Below are 20001 nucleotides of genomic sequence, written 5' to 3' on the forward strand. Positions count from 1 at the left end.
GTTCCGATTTGCGGCCAACCAGGGGTTCGGGTTGTGATGGGACGCATGACGCATCCTGGGACAGCCGTGGCGGAGTCGCTCTCCGGGCTCAGCCAGGCCCAGGTCGCGCAGCATGAGGCGGCCGGCGAGGTCAACGACATCCCCTCGAAGACCTCGCGCTCGCTGTCCGAGATCGTGCGATCGAACGTGTTCACGCCGTTCAACGCGATCATCGGCACGCTGTTCGTCATCGAGCTGGCCGTCGGCCCCATCCAGGACGCGCTGTTCGGCTTCGTCATCGTCGCCAACTCCGCGATCGGGATCTTCCAGGAGTGGCGGGCCAAGCAGACCCTGGACTCCCTCGCCGTGGTCGGGGAGTCCCGGCCCCGGGTCCTGCGCGACGGCACCGAGCAGGAGATCGCGGCCTCGCGGATCGTGCTGGGCGACGTCATCGTGCTCGGTCCGGGCGATCGCGTCGTGGTGGACGGCGAGGTGGTGCGCGCCGACGCCCTGGAGGTCGACGAGTCGCTGCTGACCGGCGAGTCCGACTCGGTGCTCAAGCACACCGGCGACGCGGTGATGTCCGGCTCGTTCGTGGTGGCCGGCTCCGGGGCGTTCCGGGCCACCAAGGTCGGGCACCAGGCCTACGCGGCGAAGCTGGCCGAGGAGGCCCAGAAGTTCACCCTGGTCAACTCCGAGCTGCGCACCGGCATCAACAACATCCTGAAGTGGATGACCATGTTGATGGTCCCGGCCGGGATCCTTCAGGTGGTGACGCAGCTGAACCGCTCCGGCGGCGTCCGCGAGGGGATCAGCCGCACCATCGCCGGGCTGGTGCCGATGGTCCCGGAGGGCCTGGTGCTGCTGACCTCGGTGGCGTTCGCGGTCGGGGTGATCCGGCTGGGCCAGAAGAACTGCCTGGTGCAGGAACTGCCCGCGATCGAGGGCCTGGCACGCGTGGACACGGTGTGCCTGGACAAGACCGGGACGCTGACCGAGGGCGGGATGGCCTTCGACGGGATCCAGGAACTGCCCGGCGCGGCCGGCGGCTCCGGCGGGTCCGGCGGGTCCGGCGGGTCGGGCACGGATGTCCCGACGGTGCTCGCGGCGCTCGGCGCGGCCGAGGAACGGCCCAACGCCACGATGCAGGCGGTGATGGAGAAGTTCCCGCCGAACGCGGACGGTTGGATCCCGGCCCAGGTCGCGCCGTTCTCCTCGGCCCGCAAGTGGTCCGGCGTCACCTTCGCCGACGGCAAGGGCACCTGGCTGCTCGGCGCGCCGGACGTCCTGGGCCGCGGCACCCCGGCCGCCGACCAGGCGGAGGAGCTGGGCTCCTCGGGGCTGCGGGTCCTGATGCTGGCCCGCGCCGAGGGCCCGGTGGACACCGTCACGGCCGGTGAGAGCACCCCGGTCGCGCTCATCACGCTGCGCCAGCGCATCCGCTCCGACGCCCGCGACACGCTGGACTACTTCGAGAAGCAGCACGTCGCGCTGAAGGTGATCTCCGGCGACAACGCGGTGTCGGTCGGCGCGGTCGCGGCCTCGCTGAAGCTGCCCGGCGCCGCCGATCCGAAGGACGCGCGCACCCTGCCCGAGGGCGACGCGGAGGCCTTCGCCGAGGACGTCGCCGACCACTCGGTCTTCGGCCGGGTCACCCCGCAGCAGAAGCGCGAGATGGTCGCCGCGCTGCAGTCCCGCGGCCACACCGTGGCGATGACCGGCGACGGCGTCAACGACGTGCTGGCCCTGAAGGACGCCGACATCGGCGTGGCGATGGGCTCCGGCGCCGGCGCCACGAAGGCGGTCGCGCAGATCGTGCTGCTGGACGACCGTTTCGCCACCCTGCCCGAGGTGGTCGCCGAGGGGCGCCGGGTGATCGGCAACATCGAACGGGTGGCGAACCTGTTCCTGGTGAAGTCGGTCTACTCCTTCGTGCTGGTGGTCCTGGTCGGGATCTTCCAGCTCGAGTACCCGTTCCTGCCGCGGCACACGACCCTGATCGCCGCGCTGACCATCGGGATCCCGGCCTTCTTCCTGGCGCTGGCCCCGAACTACGAGCGCGCCAGGCCCGGCTTCGTGCGGCGGGTGCTGCGCTTCGCCATCCCGGCCGGGCTGGTCGCCGGGATCGAGGTGTTCGTCGCCTACTGGATCGCGCGCGGCGAGCAGGACTCGCTGGGGGAAGCGCAGACCACCGCGATGGTGTCGCTGTTCGCGTGCAGCCTGTACATCGTGCAGTTGGTGGCGAGGCCGATCGTGTGGTGGAAGGTTGTGCTCATCGCGTCGATGGCCGGCCTGTTCGTGCTCTGCGTCGCCCTGCCGGCCGGGCGGCACTTCTTCGACCTGCACTTCGGTCCGTGGTACCAGTGGACCACCGGCCTGGTGGTCGCCGCGGTGGCCTGTGTCGCGCTGGAACTGTTGTGGCGCTATCTGAGCGCGCACCGGACGGTGGCGGCGGCCGAGCCGGCCGAGGCCGACTAGCCGCCGCCACCGTCCGGTGGCACCTCAGCTACAGCCGGCGCTCTTCAGGACGGTCGGGTTGACGCCCGGAGTGATCCCGGCGAGTTTGCACAACGTGGCGTCGGAGACCTGCCAGTTGCCCGAGGCCGAGTCGTAGACCGCGTCCCCGCTGGCGTGCGGCAGCGCCGGCTGGCCGTTCAGCAGGATCGCGAAGTCGACGTTCGCGTGCGTGGGGCTGTCGAAGGTCACGGTGTTGACCTGGATCGAGGACTTCTCCCCGCCGGCCGCCGCGGCCAGCGCGGTGAGCAGGGCCTGCACCTGGCCGGCGTTCTGCACCATCGCGGCCTTGGTGGCGGTGCTGATGCTGTTGTCGAAGAACTTGTTGTACGCGTCCTTCACCTGCTGGGTCGCGCCCGCCACGTCGGTGGGCTGGCCGCCGGCCGGCGCGCTGGAGCTGGAACCGCTGGAAGCGGAGCTGGAACTGCTGGAGCCGCCCGCCGCCGAGCTCGAACTGCTCGATCCGCCGGCGGTGGTGCTACCGCTCGCCGAGGGCGAGGACTTGCTGGAGGAACAGCCCGCGGCGAGGAGTGCGGCGACGGCGAGGGTGGCGCCGGTTCGGACGAGCGATGTACGTCGAGATGTCACGGAGGATCACGCTCCTGAAGAGTATTCCCGGCCTCTTCCACCTGACATACCATCATCTCCAGTAAGGGTCCACAGACACACCCGCCTCACGGATGTCGCCGGAAGGTATTCGGAGCCTATGTCCCGCCTCGATGAACTGGACCGGAACAGTCGTGTGGCGCTCGGCGGGGCCGTCGGTCTCATCGGGGTGCTGCTGCTGGTCGTCGGCTGGTATCTGATCTCGGGCGAGGCGATCGCGGCCAAGCAGCTGCCGTATCTGGCCTCTGCTTCGATACCCGGCGCGGTGCTGGTGGTGTGCGGATTCCTCTTCGCGATATCCGGGAACACGGACCCTGACACGGCGCGCCGGATCGCCGAGTTGCACGCGTTGCTCACCGAGGCCGTGGTCGATACGGACGGCGGCGCCGCCGTCGCGGACGCTTCCGGGGCCGAGGAGTAGCCGCGCGATGTTCTACGCCGGTCTCGCGCTGAACGGACTGGCGATCGGGTGCGTGGCGGCGCTGGCCGCGGTGGGGCTCCTGGCCACGTACCGGGTGACCGGAGTCTTCGACATCGCCTTCGGGTCCACCGCGGTGTTCTGCGCCTACGTCATGTGGCAGTGCGTGCGGGTGTGGCGGATGCCGGTCGGCGTGGCCGCCTTGCTGGTGCTGGGGATCGTGGCTCCGGGCGGCGGGCTGTTGTTGGAGCGCTTGGTGTACCGGCCGTTGCGGCGCAGCGGCGCGTCCGGGTTGCTGGTGGCGACGCTCGGCGTGCTGGTGCTCCAGCTCGGGGTGGTCTTCCTGGTGTGGGGCGGGCGTTCCTACGTCGACGCGCCCTCGTTGCTGCCCGCCGGATCGGTACGGCTGACCGGTTCGCTGTCGCTGTCCTACGCGACCATCGTCGAGCTCTGCGTCGTCGCGCTCGTCGCCGTACTGCTGACGGTCCTGCTGCGCGCCACTCGGGTCGGGCTGATGGTGCGGGCCGTGGTCGACGACCGGGATCTGGCCTCCGCCCTGGTGCCCGCCGACCGGCTCGCCGCCGGCGGCTGGGCCTTCGGGTCGTTCCTGGCGGGCGTCGCGGGCGTGCTGTGGGCGCCGATCTACCACCTGGACCCGTACAGCCTGACGCTGACCGTGCTGGAGACCATGGGCGTCGCGGTGCTGGCGCGGCTGACGTCGCTGCCGGCGGCGGTGCTCGCGGCGCTGGCGATCGGGATCGCCCAGACCGAGCTGACCGCGGTGCATCCGGCCGCGCGGTGGCAAGGGCTGGTCGATGCCTTCCACACGAACCTGTTCGTGCTGGTGTTGTTCGCCGCGCTGATGGTGGTGCCCCGCCTGGGGATCCGGGACTCGGGGTCGATCGGCGGCGGACTGCACCGCGTGGGGGCACGGCGGACATCGAACCCTGGTCTGGTCAGCCGGCTGCCGCTGGGCGCGCTGTCGTTGGTGCTGGCGCTGCCGTTGTTCTTCGACCCGGCCGATCTGCGGGCCTCGCTGGCGGTGCCGGCGCTGGCCGTGGTGTTCGTCTCGCTGGTGGTCGCGACGGGCTACGCCGGCCAGATCTCGCTGGGACAGGCGGGCTACGCCGGGCTCGGGGCGCTGTTCATGGCGAAGCTGGCCGGGGCTGGGGTGCCGTGGCTGGTGGCTCTGTTCCTCGGCCCGCTGCTGGTGGTGCCCCTGGGCTGGCTCACCGGCGCGGTGTTCGTCAATAAAGGCATCGCCATCCATCGGCGCGGCCTGTACTTGGCGCTGACGACCTTTGCCACGGCCGCTGTGGTGGCGCGGTTCGTCTTCGCGCAGCCGGTGTTCGTCGGCGGACTGGTGATCGCCCGGCCGCCGGGCTTCACGGACGACCACTGGTTCTACGTCCTGGAACTGGCCTGCCTGCTGCTCGCGCTGTTCCTGGTCCGCTCGCTGCACACCGGCCCGATGGGACGCGCGCTGGTGGCGCTGCGCGATTCGGAGGCGGCGGCGGTCTCGGCGGGGATCGATGTGCGGCGCATGAAGGTGTTCGTGTTCGCGTGCGCGGCAGGGCTGGCCGGCCTCGGCGGCGCACTGACGACGTCCGCCGCGCAGGCGTTCAACCCCACGGATTTCGACCCGGTGCAGGGCCTGGTGTGGTTCGCGGCGGTCGCGGTGTGGGGCGTGGACTCGGCGCTGGGCGCCGTGGTGGGAGCCGCGGCGCTGGTGGCGGTGGACGTCGGGACGGTGGCAGGGGTCTCGGGGCTGCTGATCGGCGTCGGGGCGGTGCTGCTGGGGCGGTTCCCGGGCGGGATCGGCGCGGCGGCGCGGCGGGGCGGGGACTGGCTGGCGCGGCCGGCGGAGCTTCTGGCGGAGCGTCCGGTGGCCAGGCGGCTCAGCCCGGCCGGACGTGCTGTGGCGGCGCGGGCGCGGGAGCGGCGGGCTTCATGAGCGGCGGACTCGAGATCAGAGGTCTGCGGCGCAGCTTCGGCGGCGTGACGGCGGTCGACGACGTGGACCTGGACGTGCCGGCCGGTGCGGTCACCGCGCTGATCGGGCCGAACGGGGCCGGGAAGACGACGCTGTTCCACTGCGTCACCGGGCTGGACGCGGCGGATGCGGGGACCGTGCGCCTGGTCGGTGAGTCCGCGTCGTCACCGCTGCTTCTCAGCGGTCTGGCATCGCACGCCCGGGCCCGGGCCGGTGTCGCCTGGACCTTCCAGCGCATCGAACTCTTCGCCGGTCTCACGGTCGCGGAGAACATCAGCGTCGGTGCCGAGAACCGGCGCGGCCGTCCGTTGCTGGCCGGTCTGCTGGGCCTGCCCGATCCGCGCCGTGCCGCGGTGCGCGCCACCACTGCCGCCGTCCTGGACCGTCTGGGGCTCACGGAACTCGCCGACGTCTCCGCCGGTTCGTTGCCCACCGGCACCATGCGGCTGGTCGAACTCGGGCGCGCGCTGGCCGCCGAGCCCGCCGCGCTGCTGCTCGACGAGCCCGCGTCGGGGCTCGACGACCACCAGATCGCGCGGCTGGCGGGGGTGCTGCGGGCGCTGGCCGCCGACGGTCTCGCGATCCTGCTGGTGGAGCACGACATCCGGTTCGTCACGGCCGTCGCCGACCGCGCGTACCTCATGGCGGCCGGGCGTGTGCTGCTGTCCGGCAGTCCCGACGAGGTGTTCGCCTCGGAGCCGGCCCGGGAGATCTACGTGGGTGATTCCTGATGCTCACGCTCGACGCGCTGCGCGTGCGCTACGGCCCGCTGGAGGCGCTGCACGGGGTGAGTCTGACCATCGTGCAGGGCGAGGTGACGGCGGTGTTGGGCCGCAACGGCGCGGGCAAGTCCACCCTGCTGCGCGCGGTCGCCGGCTACCTGCGTACGTCCTCCGGCCGCATTCGCTGGCAGGATATTGACATCACGCGGGCTCCGATACGCCGCCGCGCGGCCGCGGGCGTGATGCTGATCCCCGACGAGGGCGGCGTGTTCCGCACGTTGACCGTCCGCGAGAACCTGGACCTGTTCGCCGCCGGCCGCGACCTCGCCCCGGCCCTGGATGCCTTCCCGGACCTCAGCACCCTGGCACGCCGCCGCGCTGCCCTGCTGTCCGGCGGCGAGCAGCAGATGCTGGCCCTGTCCCGCGCCCTGCTGGCCCCCTGGCGCCTGCTGCTGGTCGACGAACTCTCCCACGGCCTGGCCCCGGTCCTGACCGCCCGCCTGTACGAGGTCCTGGCCGCCCTCGCCGCCGAGCACCGCGACCGCGCCGTGGTCCTGGCCGAACCGGAGCCCCGCGAAGCACTCGCCCTGGCCCACCGCGTCCACGTCCTGCGACGCGGAGAACTCGCCGCCACGGGTTCCCCCGCCGACTTCGACCCGGCTATTTTGTGACCATGGAAGCGCCCGCGGAGCTGCCCGACCCTGAGCTGTCCGACCTTGAGCCGCCGAGCCCGGAGCCGTCCGGCCCCGAGCTGTTCGACCCCTCGCGCGACCCCCGAGCCGACCTGGCCGCGGCCCGCCAAGCCGCCGCCAAGGACGGCAAGGACATCCTCCTGGCCCTGGGCGCCCGCTGGTGCCCGGACTGCACCGCCTTCGAAGACTGGACCCGCGACCCCGAAGTCGCCGCCCTCCTGGCCCGCGGGTACCACCTGGTGACCGTCAGCGTCGGCACGGAGCGCGGCCAGCGCGACCAGAACGCCGACATCGACACCGACTTCAACAACCCGATCGCCGGCGGCATCCCGTCCGTGTCGGTCCTCAACCCCGAGGGCAAGATCCGCTTCGACTCGGCCGATGGGGAGTTCGCGCGGGCGCGCAAGATGACGGCGGCGGATCTTCTGGACTTCTTGAAGTACGGGCGCTGACAAGGCCATTAATCCGAACAGGTGATTGAAGAGCATTCGCCTGCGGTAACCGTCTGGATACGCTGAACTCATGGAGTCAGATCGAGTTCCACCAGAAGGTTGGTCTCCCATGAGCGTCGGCTTTGTGGAAGTTCCACTCCCGGACTCGCCGTACGAGATGTGGATCCGCGGCGAGCTCGAGCGCTATCTCGGCCTGCCGGAGGGCTTCCGCGCCGAGATCATCGAGGGGGACATCGTCGTGTCGCCTGCTCCCCGCTTCGCCCACAACTGGTTCGCCACGAGCATCATCGCCGCGATGGCGCGGGCAGCAGATGCTGATCCCACCTTTCGCTGGGTGGCGATCGCCGGCACGGGCGCCGGCGAACCCGAGGCCAGGGGATGGATTCCCGATGTGGCCATCATGGATCGGGTGCGCGCCTCGGAGGCACTCGCCGCGGATGAGGCCGTGATCACCCCGTTGGACATGGCCATGGCCATCGAGATCACCTCGCCGTCGAACGCCGACCACGACCGCGAGCCCGGCCCTCAGCATCGGCGGAGGAACGGGAACCGGATCATGACCAAGTGAACCGACTACGCGTCCGCCGGGGTCGAGTACTACCTGCTGGTCGACCGGGACCCGCGCGTCGTGCGCGCGACGCTCCACTGCGATCCGAATCCGGGAACGGGCCGCTACGAGTCTGCGGCCGCCTGGGGTTTTGGACAGCCGATCATCCTGCCGGAGCCGTTCGGCGTGACCATCGATACCACCGAATGGACGGCGTGGCCCACGTCGAACCCCTAAGCCCCGTACAACCGCTGCATCGCGTAAGCCGTCATCTGCTCGATCGCCTTGGCGTCGAACACGATGCGGTGCTCCCCCTCGATGTCCAGCACGATGCCGTACCCGGTCGGCAGCAGGTCCAGGACCTCGCCGCCGGTCACGGTGAAGTACCGCGACTCCTCGCCGGAGTAGGCGCGCAGCTCCGTGAGTGAGCTGAACATGGGGATCACCGGCTCGGGGGTGTCGTGCAGGGCCAGGAATCCCGGCTGTTCGCCGCGCGGGCAGTAGATCTTCGCGCTGTTGAACACCGTGTAGAAGTCCTCGGGGCCCATCACGCCGCCGGTGAACGCGCGGATCGCGTCGCTCAGGGCGGGGTTGGCCACCTGGGACGGCGGGGGCTCCTGGGGATAGCCGTACACGTCACGAGAGCCTACCCGCCGCTCGAGGTGCGGCGCACGGCGCCGGCGTGATCGACCTCACCGTCGCCCGTGGCGAATAGGGCAAGCTCCGGGCTTGCGGCTAGTTACCAGCGGGTAGCATGCTGGGGAGAGCTTATTACTCATCAGTACGACCAGGTTCAGCTCTGCTGACACAGGAACACAGCGTAAACCCTGAGCCGGTCCGGGACAGCGGGAGCCTACGGCGATGAGCCACTACAAGTCGAACCTGCGCGACATCGAGTTCAACCTCTTCGAGGTGTTCGGGCGCGGCGAGGTCTACGGGACCGGCGAGTACGCCGACATGGACGTCGACACCGCCAAGTCGATCCTGGCCGAGGTCGAGCGGCTGGCCGTGGACGAGCTGGCGCCGAGCCTGCTCGACTCCGACCGCAACCCTCCGATCTTCCACCCCGAGACCTACTCCGCCACGCTGCCGGAGAGCTTCAAGCGCTCCTACAAGCAGTTCATGGACGCCGAGTGGTGGCGCCTGGGCCTGCCGGTCGAGCTCGGCGGCACCCCGACCCCGCGCACGCTGCGCTGGTCGGTGGCCGAGCTGGTGCTGGGCGCGAACCCGGCGATCTGGATGTACTCCTCCGGCGCCGACTTCGCGACCGTGGTGTGGAACCTGGGTACCGAGGAGCAGCGCAACGTCGCCCGGCACATGGTCGAGGGCCAGTGGGGCTCGACCATGGTGCTCACCGAGCCGGACGCCGGCTCCGACGTGGGCGCCGGCCGGACCAAGGCGATCCAGCAGGCCGACGGCTCCTGGCACATCGAGGGTGTGAAGCGGTTCATCACCTCCGGCGAGCACGACCTGAGCGAGAACATCATCCACCTGGTGCTGGCCCGCCCCGAGGGCGCCGGCCCCGGCACCAAGGGCCTGTCGCTGTTCATCGTGCCGAAGTTCGACTTCGACTGGGAGACCGGCGCGCTCGGCGAGCGCAACGGCGCCTACGTCACCAACGTCGAGCACAAGATGGGCCTGAAGGCCTCCACCACCTGCGAGGTCACCTTCGGCCAGGCCGGCGTGCCGGCCAAGGGCTGGCTGCTCGGCGAGGTGCACGACGGCATCGCCCAGATGTTCAACATCATCGAGTTCGCGCGCATGATGGTCGGCACCAAGGCCATCTCCACCCTGTCCACCGGCTACCTGAACGCGCTGGAGTACGCCAAGGAGCGCGTGCAGGGCGCGGACCTGACCACCCCGGGCAAGGACGCGCCGCGCGTCACCATCACGCACCACCCGGACGTGCGCCGCTCGCTGATGACGCAGAAGGCCTACGTCGAGGGCATGCGCTCCCTGGTGCTGTACACCGCGTCCTTCCAGGACGCGATCGAGCAGGCCCGCGCCGCCGGCACCGAGGACAAGAACGCCGAGCGCATGAACGACCTGCTGCTGCCGATCGTGAAGGGCTACGGCTCGGAGAAGTCCTACGAGCAGCTGGCGCAGGCGCTGCAGATCTTCGGCGGCTCCGGCTTCCTGCAGGAGTACCCGCTGGAGCAGTACATCCGCGACGCCAAGATCGACTCGCTGTACGAGGGCACGACCGCGATCCAGTCCCTGGACCTGTTCTTCCGCAAGATCGTGAAGGACGGCGGCGTCGCGCTGAACGGCCTGAACGAGGAGATCTCGAAGTTCCTGGCCATCAACCCCGGCGGTGAGGAGCTGGCCCGCGAGCGCCAGCTGCTGGCGACCGCGCAGGCCGAGGTCGGCGGGATGCTGAAGGCGATGCTGGACAAGGCCGGCGAGTCGCTGTCCGACTCCAAGCAGCTGTACGTGGTCGCGCAGAACACCGTGCGCTTCCTGTTCGCGCTCGGCGACGTCATCGTCTCCTGGCTGCTGCTGCGCGGCGCCACGGTCGCGCTGGAGGCGCTGGACGGCGGCGCGGCGGGCCGCGACGTGCCGTTCTACACCGGCAAGGTGGCCGCGGCGAAGTTCTTCGCCCGGAACACCCTGCCGCTGCTGGCCGCGCAGCGCGCGATCGTCGAGGCCACCGACAACTCGCTGATGGACGTGCCGGAGGAGGCTTTCTAAGAAGCCTGATCGGGTTCAAGAAGGCTCTTCGCTTTTCACGGAGTCGCCCCTACTCTCCGCCACTATGGCGAGGGCAGGGGCGATTCTGCGTGTCACGGTCAGGACGGTCGGCGAGCTGCTGGTCACCTTCTCGGTGCTGCTGGCGCTGTTCATCGTGTATCAGCTCTATTACACGAACGTGGTCGGCCGGCAGGCGATGGACCACGAGGTGGCCTCCATGCACCGGCAGTGGACGGACGCCCCGCCCGCGCGTCCGGCGCCCGCGGCGCCGCACGGCGAGTCCGCCCCGGTGGTGGCGCCGCCCCCGCCCGCGGTGCTGCACAACGGCGACGACGTCGCGATCCTGCACATCCCGCGCCTGGGCTCCGGGATCGGCGCCGCCGGGATCCCGGTGCTGGAAGGCGTCGGGCTGGACATCCTGAACAAGGCCACCGGCCACTATCCGGGCACCGCGCTGCCGGGGCAGATCGGCAACTTCTCGGTCGCCGGCCACCGCAAGACGCACGGCGAGCCGTTCCGCCACCTCGACGAGATGCGGGCCGGCGACCTGGTCTACGTGGAGACCGCGCAGGCCTGGTACACCTACCGGATCGACGCCGACCCGGTGATCGTGCAGCCCACCGATCTGGGGGTGGTGGACCCGGTGCCCGGGGAGCCCGGGGTCCGGCCGACGCAGAGTCTCATCACCCTGACGACCTGCAATCCCTGGTGGTCCTCCACCCAGCGGATGATCGTGACCGGCCATCTGATCGCCACCGGTGCGCACCCGTGAGGTCCTGACGGCCCATCAGATGGCTATTGACACTCCGTCAGATTACTTCCTCAATGACTAGGCGGTTTCGATCTGCCGTTCGATGTCAGGAGGCATTCATGGATGGTCAACAGCAGCACACAAAGCGTGTTACCCGGCGTGTTACCCGGCGCGTGGCCGGGATCGGCGGGGCGGTCACGGTGGCCGCCGCGGCGCTCGCGGTCTTCGCACCGGCCGCGGACGCCGGCACCACGAGCGTCAGCTACACGGCCTGTACCAGCAGCAATCCCCAGCTCTCGGCGCCGCCGCCGAACTACACCTCACAGGTCACCCTGACACCTCAGGGTTCTTCGTTCCAGGTGGGCAAGGCGATCTCGATCACCTGGCACTACTCCATCTCCACCGCTCCGGGCCCGGTCGGGATCCCGGTGGCGAACGTGGCCACCGCCAAGGCGAAGATCCTCATCAGCGGTGCGGCGAGCTCGACGGTCACCACCGGGTCGTCGGCGAACTTCCCGCCCGCGCCGGTCGCGGCCGGCGGGACGTTTCAGATCCCTGACATGACGGCGACCTTCACGCCCACCGCCGCCGGGACGTACAAGCTGACCCCCGGCGACAACGAGCAGGACATCACGCAGTTCAGTCTGGTGGTGGCGTGCAAGGGCGCGGCGTCCGGCCCGGCCGCGACGATCACGGTGGCGCCGGCGTCCGGCGGGGGCGGCGGCACGTCGTCCTCGAGCTCCAAGCCGTCCTCGTCCGGCAGCTCGAGCGCTTCAGGCGGGTCCTCGACGTCGAGCACCGGCGCCGGGGGCTCCACCGGGTCCACCGGCACCGACACCGGGACCGGCTCGGGCACCGGGTCCAGCAGCTCGACCACGGGCGTCCTGCCGCACACCGGCTTCGACGGCCGCTGGCTGGCCGGCGGGGCGGTCCTGGCCGCGGTGCTCGGCGGGACGGGCCTGTACGCCACCCGGCGCCGGCGCGGGAGCCACGACTAGAACGAAAAGCACTGATTCACCCGCTTTCCGGGACGTCCGGCGGCCGGGGTTCGAACGTGCGTATTGACTTCGCATCCGCGCTGCCCGTCAATATCTGACGCTCCATCAGAACCGGTGTGCGACAACCCACCCCTGCGGGCCGCCGGCCCGTGGGTTTGTCATCCCCTCATCAGAAGAGAGGGCACCACTAGTGAGACAAGGGTTCGGATCCAGACACAGCATCAAAGGCAGACACAGAACCAGAACGGGCAGGGCAGCCGCCCTGGCCGGCACCCTCGCCGTGGCCCTGGCCACCGCGACGGCCCTGGCCCCGGTGGCCGCGGCCGGGACGACGACCGTGAACTTCGGGAGCTGCACCAGCAGCAACCCCGGACTCGCGGCACCGCCGCCCGACTACAGCAGCCAGGTCACCCTGACCCCCTCGGCGGGCACCGTCGCGGTCGGGTCGCCGGTGACCATCACCTGGCACTACTCGCTGTCCACCGCGCCCGCGCCGGGCATCCCGATCGCCAACGCGGCCACCGCGAAGGCACAGATCGTGGTGGGCGGAGCGGCGAGCAGCACCCTCACGGCCGGGCCCTCGGCGTCGTTCCCGCCGGCGCCGGTCGCCACCGGCGGGACGTTCCAGATCCCGGACTTCACCGCCACCTTCACCCCGACCACCGCCGGCACGTACACGTTCACGCCCGGGAACAACGAGCAGGACGTGGCGGCCTTCGGGATCGTGATCCAGTGCACCGCCAGCGGGGCCAGTCCGGCGGCCACCATCACCGCGACCAACGCCTCGGCGTCGGTGGGCAGCGCTTATGTGCGGCCCGGCGGAACGGTGAGCTTCACCGGGGCCGGCTGGATCGCCGGGGAGAGCGTCACCCCGTCGTTCACCGACAGCGCGGGCACCGCGACCGCCGGCACGGCGATCACCGTCCCGGCAGGCGGCGCGATCTCCGGGTCCATCGGAGTTCCCGCCGCCGCGGCCACCGGGGGCGGTTCGCTGGTCCTGACCGGCAGCACCAGCGGCGCGGTCCCGACCGCGGTCACCGTGCTGGGCGCGCCGACCCTGAGCGCGTCGCCGTCCTCCGGCGGCCCCGGCACTGTCGTCGGCCTGTCCGGCGGCAACTGGGATCCCGGCGCGACCGTGGCGGTCAGCGGCGTGGACGCGTCCAACAACCCGGTCGGCTCTCCCTCGACGCTGACCGCGGACGCCTCCGGGCACCTGTCCGGCAGCTACACGGTGCCGAGCTCCGCGATCGCCGCCATCGGCGCCGCGGAACTGGTCGGCGGCGCGCCGAGCGCGACCCTGCGCGCGGCGGCGGCGTTCACCTTCGCTGGCAACGCCTGCACCGCGGACGCGGCCGGCGCGGCCGTCTCGGCGACCGGGACGTGTTCGGTGGGGCAGAGCGCGAACGTGGCCGTCACCGGCGGGCCGTTGCAGATGAACGAGAACACCGGCGCGGTGTCTTTCCCGGGCGTGACCCTGAACGGGACCGTGCACAACCAGGCCGGAGCGCTCCAGCAGGTCGACGTCCAGGACTTCCGCGGCACCACCAACGGCTGGGTCCTGAACGCGACCATGTCCGACCTGGCGCTCACCGGCGGACCGTACGCCAACAGCGGTGCCGCGCCGATCCCGGCCGGCAACGTCTCGGCGAGCGGTCTGAGCTGCACCGGCAACCCGGCCGGGAGCACGCCGTACCCGTCGACCCCGACGGCCGGCTCCGGCGGCGCGCTGAGTACCACCACCGCGATCACCCTGTGCTCGCAGGCAGCCGGCGGGACCAATCCGCCGACCGTCACCGGTGGCGACTTCCTGGTCGGCGCCGGGCTGAATCTGAAGGTCCCGGCGTACGTGCTGCAAGGCACCTACACCGGCACCGTCACCATCTCCCTGCAGTGACGGGCGCTGCGCTGAGCTGAGGCTGAGCTGAGTCCGCCGGAAGCGGCAGGGAAGCAAGGGGCTGCCGGTGGGGCGAGGTCCATTCGCCCCACCGGCAGCCACAGCCATGAGTACCACACCGGGCGACTTGCCGAGGAGATCGTCGTGGGGGAGAACAACGTGGTCCGTCGCAGTGCCCGCGCCCGCGCGGCGGCCGTATTCATGACCGCGGCGCTCCTTTTCGGCGTCTCCGTCGGTTTCGGTAGTGGAACCGCTATGGCGGACCCGACACCGAGTCCCAAGCCGCCGCCGTCGACGAACGGCTCCTGGTGGGTCCAGCCGGCCCCCAAGCCCGGCGCGGCGGCCGGCGCCCGTCAGTACTTCATCCTGGAGGGCCGCCCTGGCACCACCCTGCGGGACGGCCTGGCGGTGTCCAACTACACCGACCACCCGATCACCTACTACGTCTACGGCGCTGACGGCTACAACGCCCCTCGGGACGGTCAGTTCGCGCTGCGGGACCACGGGTACCCGATGACCGGAGTCGGTGCGTGGGTGCGTACTGCGTTCCCCACGATCACCGTCCCGGCGCATACCTCCACCGTGGTGCCGATCTCCATAGCGATTCCCCCGGATGCCTCCCCCGGCGATCACGTCGGAGGCGTCTCCGGCATGGACACCGCGGTGGAGAGCGTGCAGCAGCAGGGCAACGTCCAGGTCGGCATCAAGCGGGTCGTCGCGGCGCGGCTCTATGTCCATGTCGACGGGCCGGCAGTGGGCGGGCTAACCGTCACGGACCTGAAAGTCGCGGGATCCGCACCATTCCCGGCCTATGTGAGTGACAGTGACGGGACGGTTACTGCAACGGTTACTAATAGCGGCAACTTGCTGGAGTCCCCTAAAGCGCATCTCCATGCGACGGGAATCTTCGGCACGCTGATAGACCGGACCGTTCAGCTTCCGCAGATCCTGCCCGGACAGAGCATCGATTTCTCACAGGTCTGGAAGAACATGCCGCCCTTTGAGATCGGAACTCTGCATCTGGACGTCACCGACGGCACCGCCGCACCGCCGGTGACGTCGACGGCGGCGGTGTCGGTGACCCTGATTCCCTGGCTCAGCCTGCTGCTCGTCGCCGTGGTGGTGCTCGCGGTACTGGCGGTGCTCGTGTTCTGGCGGCGCCGCAACGGCCCGCTCCCGGCCCGGCCCCGGCGTGAGCCCTCGAAGGTCGCCGCGCCGTGATGCGCCGACTGGCCGGCGCCGGCGCGACGGCGCTGCTCGTCGCGGGTCTCACGGCTCCTGCCACGCGGGCGGCCGTCGACGGTCCCACGCTGGTGCTGTCCAAGACCACGGCGAAGCTGGGGGAGTCCATAAGCGTGACCGGCAGCGGGTTCCCCATAGGAGCTCAGCTGCAGGTGGAGATCTGTGGGATCGGGGGATCGTCGAACTCTTGTGCCGTCGCCGCGGCGGTGCCCGCGACCACGGACGCGCGCGGCGGCTTCCACCAGAGTCTGCCGGTGGTCGAACCACCGACACCGTGCCCTTGCACCGTCCACGTGACGCCGTTCGCGGGCACCGCCGCCGACCCCGTGGACACCCCGATCACCATCCCCGGCCTGCGCTATCTGCCGCAGGACGCGCCGCCGCCGGCGGCCGGCACCGCGAAGCTGATGACGGCCGCCGCCGTCGCCGACCCGCCGTTCCTGGCCCAGCTCGGCGCGGACGGCTCGGCGCAGGTCACGCTGACGTTCGCCAACCTCGGGGGCGGCCCGGCCCCGGATCCCGGCGTGGTGCTGACCGTGTCGCGCGGCTCGAAGCAGGTCGGCCGCTACCCGGTGGCCTGGACCGGCGGCCCGCTGGCGGTGGGCGGGCGCCGGACCCTGACCTGCGAGCTTTCGCTGCCCGGCGGCTGGTTCCGCGACTACGAGATCGGAGTCGCGATCGGAGAGAACGGCGCGACCGGCCGGCCGATCACCGTCCGCACCCTGTCAGCGGCCGTACGGCCCTGGGGCGAGCTCGTGGCGCCCGCCGCGCTGCTCTTCGGCGTCGGATGCCTGTTCGCGGCCCGCAGAAGGCCCGGAAGGCCCAGGGGGGCCGGGGCGTCCGGGGCGTCTAGTGGGTCCAAGGTGTCCAGGGCGTCCAGGGCGTCCAGAAGGCGCTACAAGGCGGTCAGGGGTCTTCCGGTACGTCTGGGCGCCGCGGAGGGCCGCAGGAGCGGTGCGGGCGTCCCAGAGCCCTTCCCGGGGCCCTTCTCAGAACTGTTCTCGGCCGGGGAACCGGAGGCGCCGGGGACCGTGCCGGCCGGCCCAGGGCACGAAAACGCGACGGCTGAGACGCCTGAGACTGCTGAGAACGGGCCCTCATAACCGCCGGAGCGGCTGTGGCGCGCTAGCGCAGCCGCTCGGCCAGCTCCCGGGCCACCGACGCGGCCCGCACCCCGTAGTCGGATCCGTACAGCGCCGCGTGCACCAGCAACGGATGCAGCTGGTGCAGCGGGACCCGCTCCTGCCAGCCGTCGGCCAGCGGGTGCACCTCGTCGTAGGCCGCGATGATCCGGTCCAGATACGGGGGCGGGAACAGCGCCAGCATCGCCAGGTCGGTCTCGCGGTGGCCGCCGTGCGCCGCCGGGTCGATGAACCAGCCCTCGCCCCGGCCGTCCCACAGGATGTTGCCGCTCCAGGCGTCCCCGTGGATCCGCGAGGGCCGCTCCTCCTCGCCGGCCAGGAAGTCGATGCGGGTGCAGACCTCCTCGATCACCTGTGCGCCCTCGGCGTCCAGGTGGCCGCGGTCGCGGGCCAGCCGCACGTAGGGCAGGACCCGGCGCGCGGCGTAGAAGGTGGCCCAGTCCTCGTCCCCGCGGTTGTCCAGCGGCAGGACCGCGATGTAGCCCGGCCAGTCGGCGCCGAAACCGTGCGCGCCGCGGGCGTGCAGGGAGGCCAGGCGCCGGCCGAACTCCTCGGCGCCGTCGGGGGTCGGGCGGCCCGGCGCGACCCACGAGGTCACCAGGATGTCCTCGGCCACGCCCAGCACTTCGGGGACCCGAACACCGCCGGAGGCGCCGTCGGCGCCGACCGCTTCGCGCAGCCAGCGCAGGCCCGCCGCCTCGGCGTCGAAGTACCCGGGACCTGCGACCTTCTCCGCGTGCTCCAACGTCTTGACGAACGCCGCCCCGCCGCTGAAGAACTGTATGCGGTACGTCTTCCCGAAGGAGCCGCCTCCGATGGCGGCCACGCCGAGCACGGCCCTGTTCAGCAGGGCGGCCACGCGGTCCGCGACAGTACTCGCCATATGGCGATCGTAGCCGCAGGTGACGGCTTTGCCGGACGAGTAAGTCCGAACCGCCCCGGTTTGTGTCCAGGAGTTTTCAGCGATTATGGCGAAACGGCTCACCGTCATGCCTGCCCGGACGGCGCCGCCGGTTCTAGCGCTTGACGTCGTCCGGGAGCATCGCGTGCAGGGCTATGGAGACCACGCTGATCACGAACGCCCCGATCAGGGCGGCCGCGACGCCGTCCACGTGGAAGCGCACGTGGTAGTGGTCGCAGATCTTCGAGGTGAGCAACAGCATGAGCGCGTTGATCACGAACGTGATCAGCCCCAGGGTCAGGATGAACAACCCGAACGTGGCGATCTGCACCAAGGGCTTCACCAGAGTGTTCACCGCGGCGAAGACGACCGCGACGATCAGGATGGTGAGCACCTTCTGCTTGGTGGCGTCCGGGGCGTTCGGGTCGACCACGATCTTCACGCCGGACACCACCAGGGTGGTGACCCACAGCGCGACACCGTTGATACCGATCTTCAGCAGCAGTTTCTTCACCGCGGCATGCTCGCACGGGCCCATATCGGGAGTCGAGGGCTTGACACGGAGCCGTTCTTCATCAACAACGGAACATGAAAGCCACTTCGTCCGGCCCGGCCGGACACCCTCCGCGTTCTTTGATGTGCTGACTGTGGCGTAAGAGGACTTCGAGGGGACTCGCCGGGCTTGCCGAGGTCACAGCTTTCTAAGAAATCGAGCACCGGTGCCGCGCAATTTCCCGTGTACCCGTACTCTGGCAAGCAGACGGTGACTGGAATCCGTCATCGTCCACTGATGTCGCCTGATCGGCGGATGCAGAAGGCTGGTTTCACGCCTGGCTATCAGGGTCGGTATCCCACGAACGGCCCTGAATTGGTTCATGAAGGGTTTTGCCGGATATGCTCACACCATGACTGCGGTGGAACAGCGGCTCGGCCACAAGGTCAAGAGCCTCGAACAGGAACTCAGCGGGGCCAAGGACGCCGTGCTTCGGCCGATGGGCGTGACGGTCCCCCAGTACACGGCCCTGCTCGTCATCAATGACGAGCCCGGCATCAGCGGAGCGGAGCTGGCGCGGCGTTGTCTGGTCACCCCTCAGACGATGACCACGGTCCTGGGCAACCTGACGCTCAAGGGTTACATCGAGCGCCGCTCGGTGCCCGGCCAGGGTCGCGCCATGGAGACCACGATCACCACGGCCGGCAAGCGGATCCTGGCCAAGGCCGACAAGGAGGTGCTGGCCGTCGAGAAGACACTGGCCGGCACCATGGCGGTCAAGGACCAGGCCACGTTCGCCAAGCTGCTGGACCAGGCGCGCGCCCCCTTCACCAAGGAGGAGGCCGCTCCGAAGCCGGTGAAGCGGGCGGTGCGGACCACGGCGAAGAAGACCGCGAAGAAGGCCCCGGCCAAGAAGACCGCGGCGGCCAAGGCCGCCCCGGCCAAGAAGGCGGCGGCCAAGAAGACCGTGAAGAAGGCGGCCGCGAAGAAGACCGCCAAGAAGACGGCCAAGAAGACCGCGCGCTGAGCCACCCGGCTCACGCACGGCGACAATCGGCAAGATCCCTGCTACGAGGGCCCGGCGCGAAGGCGCCGGGCCCGAAGGTTTGCAGGGGTCTTTTTTCGTGCCCGCGCAGCGCCGCGCGCGTGGTGGGCACCGAACGGCGGCCGCCACCCGCCCATGCACATCAGTGCACTGTTCGCACATCAGCACATTGAGCCACACCGGCCCCGGGTATCTCAACATCCTCAAAAGCATCGCACGTCACTTCAGCACCACCGGCACCATCCGCCCCACCGGTCCGCCGGCCGCCCGGAACCCGCACCGCCCGCTGCTTGCCAACGCGACATATCGCGTGGTTACCTGGGAACTAGAAGCGTAGGCCACGACGTTGAGTGGTACAGGACCTGAGGTTCTGAAAGAAACGACAAGGACAAGGTGGGGTCGCAATGCCCTTCTGGCTCAAGTGGGTGGCACTGCCCATAGCGGGTGCCGTCGTGGCGTTCTGGGTGATCACCGCGATCATCCACGCCATCCTGGGCTCGCTGCTCACGCTCGCCCTGGTGGTCGTCGCGGCCGGCGCACTGTACTGGGGTTACAACAAGGTCATGATGGAGATTCCGGCCTACCGCCGGAAGAAGCTGCGCGACAAGCAGCGCAAGGGCCTGTACTAGGAGGCCCGCCGGCCGACCGGCCGGCGGCGAATCGGGGGACAGGTGCGTTCCTTGTGTCCCGTGCGCCCAGTGTGACGCACGGGACACAAGGCGATCCTTGAGGCCGATGCGCGCTCGGGGAAACTGGTGAGACCCGCTGACGCGGGTCTCATTGTTGTTCCTTCCCCCTGGCAGGGCTTTTACTCCCGCAGAGGTTCCGGCGGGGTGAACAAGACCCTGCGATCACCGGCGATCACCGGTGATCGTTGTCGATCTCCGGCGATCACCACCGGCAACCGGCGCCGATCGCCGA

19 protein-coding genes are annotated in these 20001 nt (G+C 70.2%); 15 read left to right on the forward strand and 4 right to left on the reverse strand.

Annotated elements, in window-relative coordinates:
* Positions 1-45 precede the first annotated feature (45 nt).
* Positions 46-2457, forward strand: a complete 2412-nt coding sequence (locus ABIA35_RS03450; RefSeq protein ID WP_370356526.1) for an HAD-IC family P-type ATPase — start codon at positions 46-48, stop codon at positions 2455-2457.
* 24 nt (positions 2458-2481) lie between these two features.
* Here ABIA35_RS03450 and ABIA35_RS03455 read toward each other — a convergent pair whose 3' ends face one another.
* Positions 2482-3081, reverse strand: a complete 600-nt coding sequence (locus tag ABIA35_RS03455) for a hypothetical protein (RefSeq protein ID WP_370341093.1) — start codon at positions 3079-3081, stop codon at positions 2482-2484.
* 118 nt (positions 3082-3199) lie between these two features.
* On the opposite strand from ABIA35_RS03455, the gene ABIA35_RS03460 reads away from it, so the two are divergent.
* The 6 genes from ABIA35_RS03460 to ABIA35_RS03485 all read left to right on the forward strand — a co-directional run bounded on the left by ABIA35_RS03460 (position 3200) and on the right by ABIA35_RS03485 (position 7944).
* Positions 3200-3520 (forward strand): hypothetical protein, encoded by a 321-nt coding sequence (locus ABIA35_RS03460; RefSeq protein WP_370356528.1) that lies wholly within the window; start codon positions 3200-3202, stop codon positions 3518-3520.
* Positions 3521-3527: 7 nt separating this feature from the next.
* Positions 3528-5471, forward strand: coding sequence for an ABC transporter permease (locus tag ABIA35_RS03465; RefSeq protein WP_370356530.1), 1944 nt, complete (start codon positions 3528-3530; stop codon positions 5469-5471).
* The gene (locus ABIA35_RS03470) at positions 5468-6241 is read left to right on the forward strand and encodes an ABC transporter ATP-binding protein (RefSeq protein ID WP_370356532.1); all 774 of its coding nucleotides are present in this window, start codon (positions 5468-5470) and stop codon (positions 6239-6241) included. The genes ABIA35_RS03465 and ABIA35_RS03470 overlap by 4 nt, the downstream gene beginning before the upstream one ends.
* A complete protein-coding gene (locus tag ABIA35_RS03475; RefSeq protein WP_370356534.1) occupies positions 6241-6903 on the forward strand; it encodes an ABC transporter ATP-binding protein in 663 nt (220 codons plus the stop codon). The genes ABIA35_RS03470 and ABIA35_RS03475 overlap by 1 nt, the downstream gene beginning before the upstream one ends.
* Positions 6904-6905: 2 nt before the next feature.
* The gene (locus tag ABIA35_RS03480) at positions 6906-7376 is read left to right on the forward strand and encodes a thioredoxin family protein (protein ID WP_370356536.1); all 471 of its coding nucleotides are present in this window, start codon (positions 6906-6908) and stop codon (positions 7374-7376) included.
* Positions 7377-7533: 157 nt separating this feature from the next.
* Complete coding sequence (locus tag ABIA35_RS03485; protein ID WP_370356537.1) at positions 7534-7944, forward strand: Uma2 family endonuclease; 411 nt, start codon at positions 7534-7536, stop codon at positions 7942-7944.
* Between the two features lie 212 nt (positions 7945-8156).
* On the opposite strand, the gene ABIA35_RS03490 is transcribed toward ABIA35_RS03485, so the two are convergent.
* Positions 8157-8558 carry an SseB family protein gene (locus tag ABIA35_RS03490; RefSeq protein WP_015797365.1) on the reverse strand — a complete coding sequence of 134 codons (402 nt, stop codon included), beginning with the start codon at positions 8556-8558 and terminating at the stop codon, positions 8157-8159.
* Between the two features lie 226 nt (positions 8559-8784).
* Here ABIA35_RS03490 and ABIA35_RS03495 point away from each other — a divergent pair, with 226 nt between their 5' ends.
* The 6 genes from ABIA35_RS03495 (at position 8785) to ABIA35_RS03520 (ending at position 16602) form a co-directional block, all read left to right on the forward strand.
* Entirely contained in the window at positions 8785-10614 is a 1830-nt protein-coding gene (locus ABIA35_RS03495) for an acyl-CoA dehydrogenase (protein ID WP_370341101.1), read from the forward strand.
* A 64-nt stretch (positions 10615-10678) separates the two neighbouring features.
* Positions 10679-11386, forward strand: coding sequence for a class E sortase (locus ABIA35_RS03500; protein ID WP_370356539.1), 708 nt, complete (start codon positions 10679-10681; stop codon positions 11384-11386).
* A gap of 152 nt (positions 11387-11538) precedes the next feature.
* Positions 11539-12363: an LPXTG cell wall anchor domain-containing protein gene (locus ABIA35_RS03505; RefSeq protein ID WP_370356541.1), complete on the forward strand. Its 825-nt coding sequence runs from the start codon at positions 11539-11541 to the stop codon at positions 12361-12363.
* Between the two features lie 280 nt (positions 12364-12643).
* A complete protein-coding gene (locus ABIA35_RS03510) occupies positions 12644-14257 on the forward strand; it encodes a hypothetical protein (protein WP_370356543.1) in 1614 nt (537 codons plus the stop codon).
* A gap of 144 nt (positions 14258-14401) precedes the next feature.
* Positions 14402-15478, forward strand: coding sequence for a hypothetical protein (locus tag ABIA35_RS03515; RefSeq protein WP_370356545.1), 1077 nt, complete (start codon positions 14402-14404; stop codon positions 15476-15478).
* Complete coding sequence (locus ABIA35_RS03520) at positions 15475-16602, forward strand: hypothetical protein (protein WP_370341106.1); 1128 nt, start codon at positions 15475-15477, stop codon at positions 16600-16602. Before ABIA35_RS03515 ends, ABIA35_RS03520 begins: the two co-directional genes overlap by 4 nt.
* A gap of 22 nt (positions 16603-16624) precedes the next feature.
* On the opposite strand, the gene ABIA35_RS03525 is transcribed toward ABIA35_RS03520, so the two are convergent.
* Together ABIA35_RS03525 and ABIA35_RS03530 are read right to left on the reverse strand one after the other, a co-directional pair.
* On the reverse strand, positions 16625-17524 hold the full coding sequence (locus tag ABIA35_RS03525) for a fructosamine kinase family protein (RefSeq protein ID WP_370341107.1): 900 nt from the start codon (positions 17522-17524) through the stop codon (positions 16625-16627).
* Between the two features lie 133 nt (positions 17525-17657).
* A complete protein-coding gene (locus ABIA35_RS03530; protein WP_370341108.1) occupies positions 17658-18056 on the reverse strand; it encodes a phage holin family protein in 399 nt (132 codons plus the stop codon).
* A 391-nt stretch (positions 18057-18447) separates the two neighbouring features.
* Here ABIA35_RS03530 and ABIA35_RS03535 point away from each other — a divergent pair, with 391 nt between their 5' ends.
* Positions 18448-19062 carry a MarR family winged helix-turn-helix transcriptional regulator gene (locus ABIA35_RS03535; protein ID WP_049871922.1) on the forward strand — a complete coding sequence of 205 codons (615 nt, stop codon included), beginning with the start codon at positions 18448-18450 and terminating at the stop codon, positions 19060-19062.
* A gap of 422 nt (positions 19063-19484) precedes the next feature.
* A complete protein-coding gene (locus tag ABIA35_RS03540) occupies positions 19485-19709 on the forward strand; it encodes a hypothetical protein (protein ID WP_015797355.1) in 225 nt (74 codons plus the stop codon).
* Positions 19710-20001: the final 292 nt, after the last annotated feature.

The organism is Catenulispora sp. MAP12-49 (assembly GCF_041262705.1).
In the GTDB taxonomy this organism is placed as follows: domain Bacteria; phylum Actinomycetota; class Actinomycetes; order Streptomycetales; family Catenulisporaceae; genus Catenulispora.

Bases quoted from the DNA above. Each gene is read 5' to 3' on its own strand.
- ABIA35_RS03470 (WP_370356532.1), top strand. From the start codon at position 5,468: ATGAGCGGCGGACTCGAGATCAGAGGTCTGCGGCGCAGCTTCGGCGGC.
- ABIA35_RS03525 (WP_370341107.1), bottom strand. From the start codon at position 17,524: ATGGCGAGTACTGTCGCGGACCGCGTGGCCGCCCTGCTGAACAGGGCC.
- ABIA35_RS03495 (WP_370341101.1), top strand. From the start codon at position 8,785: ATGAGCCACTACAAGTCGAACCTGCGCGACATCGAGTTCAACCTCTTC.
- ABIA35_RS03450 (WP_370356526.1), top strand. From the start codon at position 46: ATGACGCATCCTGGGACAGCCGTGGCGGAGTCGCTCTCCGGGCTCAGC.
- ABIA35_RS03535 (WP_049871922.1), top strand. From the start codon at position 18,448: ATGACTGCGGTGGAACAGCGGCTCGGCCACAAGGTCAAGAGCCTCGAA.
- ABIA35_RS03460 (WP_370356528.1), top strand. From the start codon at position 3,200: ATGTCCCGCCTCGATGAACTGGACCGGAACAGTCGTGTGGCGCTCGGC.
- ABIA35_RS03465 (WP_370356530.1), top strand. From the start codon at position 3,528: ATGTTCTACGCCGGTCTCGCGCTGAACGGACTGGCGATCGGGTGCGTG.
- ABIA35_RS03485 (WP_370356537.1), top strand. From the start codon at position 7,534: ATGTGGATCCGCGGCGAGCTCGAGCGCTATCTCGGCCTGCCGGAGGGC.
- ABIA35_RS03540 (WP_015797355.1), top strand. From the start codon at position 19,485: ATGCCCTTCTGGCTCAAGTGGGTGGCACTGCCCATAGCGGGTGCCGTC.
- ABIA35_RS03500 (WP_370356539.1), top strand. From the start codon at position 10,679: ATGGCGAGGGCAGGGGCGATTCTGCGTGTCACGGTCAGGACGGTCGGC.
- ABIA35_RS03475 (WP_370356534.1), top strand. From the start codon at position 6,241: ATGCTCACGCTCGACGCGCTGCGCGTGCGCTACGGCCCGCTGGAGGCG.
- ABIA35_RS03480 (WP_370356536.1), top strand. From the start codon at position 6,906: ATGGAAGCGCCCGCGGAGCTGCCCGACCCTGAGCTGTCCGACCTTGAG.